Annotated in this window: 2 protein-coding genes; one reads left to right on the top strand and one right to left on the bottom strand. The window is 69.8% G+C overall.

Features of this window, described 5'->3' with window-relative positions; genetic code table 11:
- The coding region (locus ACY45C_RS11975) for a fructose 1,6-bisphosphatase (RefSeq protein ID WP_462187690.1) at positions 1 to 859 on the top strand (859 nt) is incomplete at its 5' end.
- Here ACY45C_RS11975 and ACY45C_RS11970 read toward each other — a convergent pair.
- On the bottom strand, positions 754 to 1867 hold a 1114-nt coding region (locus ACY45C_RS11970; protein WP_462187689.1), incomplete at its 5' end, for a wax ester/triacylglycerol synthase family O-acyltransferase. The two genes, ACY45C_RS11975 and ACY45C_RS11970, sit on opposite strands and share 106 nt — an antisense overlap.

The raw sequence follows: 1867 nt of genomic DNA, 5'->3' as shown, positions 1-1867 counted from the left end.
CCTGCCGCTGTTCCGGATGTTCGCCGACCCCTTCACCACCGCCGGGCTGGTCATCGACGCGAAGATGCACGCCGGGTTCCGGTTCGAGGTCTACGACCTGTACCAGGAGAAGCGGATCGTGTTCGACTGCCCGGCCGACATGTACGACCTGCTCATGTACATCGGTGCGCCGGCCCGCTATGTCCTGCACAGCGTCACCTCCAAGACGTTGGACGAGCAGGCGGCCGCGACGAGCACCCAGCGGCTGTCCCTGATCGCCGGGAAGTATGTCGGCAAGGACGACCCGGTGATGATTGTGCGCTGCCAGTCCGGGCTGCCCTCGATCGGCGAGGCGCTGGAGCCGTTCGCGTTGGCCTACACCGTCGGCGGCAGCATGCGCGGCTCCCACCACGCGCCCCTCATGCCAGTCCCGGTCGCACACGCGCACCCGTCCCGGTTCGACGGGCCGCCCCGGGTGGTCTGCCTCGGCTTCCAGATCACCGGTGGCCGGCTCCTCGGCCCGCGCGACATGTTCGACGACCCCGCCTTCGACCGGGCCCGCGCGCAGGCCAACGAGGTCATGGACTACCTGCGCCGCCACGGCCCCTTCGAACCGCACGGCCTCGGCCTCGACGAACTCGAATACACCACCATGCCCGCCCTGGAAGACCGCCTCGCCGGCCGCTGGCAGCCCCTGCCCGCCGGCATCCGCGGCGACGGCCACCGCGGCACCGGCCTCCGGCCGCCGCTGAGCCCGCGTCCGCTGCGCGGCCGTCAGCGCAGCGTCGCGAGTTCCTCGTGCAACGCGCTGATGATTTCCCAGGCGTCGGGGACCTGTGCCCGGTCGGTGACGACTCCGACGTCGAGCGCGTCCCGGTAGCTTAGCGCGGTGATGTTCAGGCCGCAGCTGTGGGTGATGGGGCTGAGCGGATAGGCGGCGGTCATCGGCGTCTTGCCGAGGTAGAGCTGCAGGGGTGAGCCCGGCACGTTGGATACGACCAGGTTGCAGACCGGCTGGATCCGGGTTCTGCTCAGCACCGCCATGACCATGCGGGATGCGCGGGCGAGTATGGCCGGCGGTACGAACTGTTCCGTGTCCTGCAGGACGGTGGCCGGGATTGCGCGGTGCACGGTCTTCGCGGTGGCCAGCGCGTCGTGGGTGAAGGCGATCCGTGCGGCCGGGTCCGGCTCGTGGGTGGGGATCGGTACCATCATCGCCGAGATCCGGTTGCCGAAGGTGCCGACCTGTTCGGGGGTACGGACGCTCAGCGGCACCATCGCGACCAGCGGCCGATCCGGTAGCTCGTCCCGGTTGGCGAGCCACGTCCGGACGGCTCCCGCACACAATGTGACAACAACGTCGTTTACGGTGACGTGAAAGTGGTTCTTGATTGTTTTGATGTCGGTCAGCGGCAGGGTGGCGAAGGCGACCTGCCGGTGTGGGCTGATCGGCCCGTTGAAGCGGGTCCGCGGCGCCCGTACCCGGGGAACCTCGAGGATCTCCCCGTCGGTGTGCGCCTCCCGCCGGAACTCCAGGACGCCGCGCGCCACCCGGCCCGCAAGACGGATGCCCGGAACGGTCCGCAACGCCGGATTGCGGTCGAGATAGCGCAGCGTCCGGGGCAGGACAGACAACGCGCGCAACGGTTGCCGGGATAGTCCGAGAAGCCCGCGCGCGAGCATCTCTGCCTGGTTGGGCAGGCCAGCCGGCGGGGCGGCCGGCGGTGGAGGTTCGCGGCCCGCCGGGGTGAAGTCGGTCAGCGCGAGCAGTACCTCGGCCCCGGACAGGCCATCGAGCACCGCATGGTGAATCTTGGTCAGGACGGCGACCCGCTGCCCCTGCAATCCGGAGATCAGGTACGCCTCCCACAGCGGGCGAGACCGGTCC

It is taken from the genome of Frankia sp. CcWB2, assembly GCF_977927585.1.
This window is presented reverse-complemented; position numbering and strand designations above follow the sequence as displayed.